This window comes from Komagataeibacter kakiaceti JCM 25156, assembly GCF_000613305.1.
The window spans coordinates 1-2,119 of record NZ_BAIO01000414.1 but is presented as its reverse complement, the minus strand read 5'-3'; the positions used below and the strand labels follow the sequence as shown (position 1 = coordinate 2,119).

The window sequence follows — 2,119 nt, the reverse complement described above, 5'->3', positions numbered from 1 at the left end:
CTCGCCCTGCTGGCCCCGGCCGATGGGACGGCCGGGAGCGGTTTTCAGGAAACTTCTTGAAACAACCGATTGATAAAAAATCATAAAAGTTTCCCGGTGTCGCTGTTTTTCAAAAAAGCTGCACCAGAAACTTCCCCGGGTTTTGCAGGCTGTTTCAGACAGCCTCTAACGCTGCTGGCCCTGCTGGTCATTGCCGCCCATGGCCTGGATCAGGGCCTGCACCTCGGCGGGGTGGGCCTTGAGCAGGGCGACGTTATCGGGGTTGAGCGGCGGCATGTCCTTGCCGTCCTGCGGCGGATGCATGATGACGGCCTGCGTCATGCCAAAGGTGGTGATGTTCATGACGAACTCACGCGGGGACATGCGGTTGCGCTGCAGGATCGGCTGGAGCTGGGGCATCGCCTGCGTGCGGCTGATGGTTTCCTCCAGCGTCATGCTCGGCGTGTCCGGGGGCGAGATATGCGCCAGCTTGATCTGCTGGATGACGGGCAGCATGCGCGCGAAAAAGTTGCCCGGCAGCTTGTAGCGCGCCACGGTCTCGACATCGCGGTTGAGCGCGGCCTCCTGCTCCGGGGTAAGCTGCTGCACGCTGTTCATCTGCTGCCCGTCGCCCTGCTGCGGGACGGGCTGCTGGGCCATTGCCGGATGCATGCCGATGGCAGATGGGTCACGGCAAGGGCGCAGGCGGTGGCCAGCAGCGTTTTGCGGATGGAAGGATAGGTCATGGCTGGTTGCTCCATTCGCCCTGTCTCATCAGGGGTTCGCGGCTGCCATCGTGGTTGATGGCGTCAACGTCGATTTTGCTGGACCCGATCATCCAGTCAATATGGATGAAACTGGTATTCGCGCCCTGGCGGGTCAGTTGGGCCTCGGTCAGGTTTTCGGTATCGCACATGCACTTGGCATAGGACTGGCCCAGCGCGATATGGCTGGATGCGTTCTCGTCGAACAGGGTGTTGCGGAACAGGATGCCGCTTTGTGAAATGGGGGAGGACGCGGGCACCAGCGCCACTTCGCCCAGCCTGCGCGCGCCGTCATCGGTATCAAGGATGCGTTCAAGCACCGCCTGCCCGGTGCTGGCATGGGCCTCGACAATGCGGCCTTCCTCGAAACGCACGCGGATATCATCAATCAGCGTGCCCTGGTGGAACAGCGGCTTGGTCGCGCGGACATGCCCGTTCACCTTGCGCGCATGGGGGGTGGTGAACACTTCCTCGGTCGGGATGTTGGGGTTGCAGATAATGCCGTTGCCCGCGGGTTCCGCGCCCCCGGCCCAGGAATGGCCATCGGCCAGCCCCACGGTCAGGTCCGTATCCGGCCCGCTGAAATGCAGCGCCGCGCGTTGAGCCACGCCGTGCGGCGGCCGAGATGGGCGTTATGCGCCTTCCATTCCGCCACCGGGTCATCCACCATCACGCGCGAGGCCTGGAAGATCGCATCCCACAGGCGGCTGACCGCCTCCTCTTCCGGCAGGTCGGGAAAGACCTGCATCGCCCATGCGGGGGTGGCGAAGGCCACGATGTTCCAGTTGACGGCAAAGCGCGTGATCAGTTCCATGGCGGGCCGCCCCGCGCGGGAGGCGGCGCGCGACACGCGGGAGACGCGCTCGGGGTTCTCTTTGGCCAGCAGCACGGGGTTGCCGCCGGTAACCGCCATGCGTGCCGCCCCCTTGCGGTAGGCGTTGGCCATGCCTTCGTGCAGCCAGTCGGCGGCGGCGTCCAGCGTGTCATCGGCGGCGTAATGGAAACGGGCGAGCGTGGCCACGTCATCGGAATAGAACGGCGTGACCAGCGCGGCCCCGGCCCGGTAGGCATGTTCGGTAATCCGGCGCACCAGCGGCACGGCCTCCAGCGGCGCGGTGATGAGAAGCTGCTGCCCATGCGCGATGTTCAGGCCGATACGGACCGCGACTTCAGCCAGGCGGTCCAGAAGCTGTTCATGCCGGGGGGAGAGAACCATGCGTCATCAAATCCTGTTATTGGCGGGCGACGTGCCGCGTGCCTGTAGCGTGGCGACAGGATAGACGACACGCCCATCGCGCGTAAGATGCTATCGGAAAACCAGCGGAGACATGGCCTTAATGAAGCAGACGGTGCCGGGTTCCCACGCCCTGTGCGCG

The 2,119-nt window shown here is 64.4% G+C and carries 2 protein-coding genes and 1 pseudogene; all 3 read right to left on the bottom strand.

Translation table 11 applies throughout. The features are described 5' to 3' along the window. Positions 1-165: 165 nt before the first annotated feature. The 3 genes and pseudogenes from JCM25156_RS24830 to JCM25156_RS24825 all read right to left on the bottom strand — a co-directional run bounded on the left by JCM25156_RS24830 (position 166) and on the right by JCM25156_RS24825 (position 1,959). Positions 166-639 (bottom strand): hypothetical protein, encoded by a 474-nt coding sequence (locus JCM25156_RS24830; RefSeq protein WP_242402677.1) that lies wholly within the window; start codon positions 637-639, stop codon positions 166-168. Continuing rightward, entirely contained in the window at positions 594-725 is a 132-nt protein-coding gene (locus JCM25156_RS32180; RefSeq protein ID WP_277909470.1) for a hypothetical protein, read from the bottom strand. The genes JCM25156_RS24830 and JCM25156_RS32180 overlap by 46 nt, the downstream gene beginning before the upstream one ends. Further along, positions 722-1,959 (bottom strand): annotated as a pseudogene (locus JCM25156_RS24825) (aminopeptidase). The gene JCM25156_RS32180 and the pseudogene JCM25156_RS24825 overlap by 4 nt, the downstream one beginning before the upstream one ends. Positions 1,960-2,119: the final 160 nt, after the last annotated feature.